Source organism: Oleiphilus sp. HI0061 (assembly GCF_001635675.1).
The window spans coordinates 1-802 of record NZ_LWFE01000353.1 but is presented as its reverse complement, the minus strand read 5'-3'; the positions used below and the strand labels follow the sequence as shown (position 1 = coordinate 802).

The window sequence follows — 802 nt, the reverse complement described above, 5'->3', positions numbered from 1 at the left end:
AGGAGGCGTATAGCTGCGCCCTTCATCTGATGATGAAGATAAGTAGATATGGCCATTCTGAGAGAAGACCACATACACTTTATCCTTACCCTCGGCATACGATGGAGCGCGTCCACAATGCACAGATGGAAGTGCCATACCTTGACACTCAGGCAGCAAACTGTTTTTCATTGCTCCATGCTTTTTTGCTGCCTCTGCATCTTGGTTGCAGGTCAATAAGAGTGCAAGCAAAAGGCACAGTATGAAAAAAATACCTGAGCGTTCTTTAGTCATCATGTCTTAAAACCGATACTCAATACCTGCGAATAACTGACGCGGAGCCCCTGGTGTATACTTCTCTTTGCCGTAACTGAAGCTGGCATTTTCCGCATACACTTTATTCGACAGGTTATTAATCTTAGCGCTCAATTTGAGCTGTTCAGAAATTTTATATAGTGCTTTTAAGTGTGTAACCGTATAGCCGCCATATTTTTTAGTGTTATTGTCATCCATCCAATACTCACCAATATGCTCAAGCTCCAATGAAGTCGTCAAACCCTGCACCTTTTGAGGAGAATAGTTCAAACGTAAGTTAGCCAAACTGTTAGGCGCCTCAGCTTGCTCGTTATCGCCATAATCTTCATCGTTCACATACTCGTGCTCCGAGTAGCTATAAGCCAATCGTGCGGATAATTCCTCTGTTAAGGTCTGTAGTATTGATAACTCTGCCCCCTGATGCGTGGTCTCGCCACCATTTTCGTAGTAACGATCTCCATCAATGTTTTCTCGTCGAACAATTGAGTCATCAATCGTCATGTAATAC

The 802-nt window shown here is 43.4% G+C and carries 2 protein-coding genes; both read right to left on the bottom strand.

Annotation, left to right across the window (positions count from 1 at the left end):
• On the bottom strand, nt 1–276 hold a 276-nt coding region (locus tag A3735_RS04820; RefSeq protein WP_156499407.1), incomplete at its 3' end, for a hypothetical protein.
• A gap of 3 nt (nt 277–279) precedes the next feature.
• Nucleotides 280–802 (bottom strand): TonB-dependent receptor (locus A3735_RS04815; RefSeq protein ID WP_156499406.1); only part of this gene is annotated, 523 nt, incomplete at its 5' end.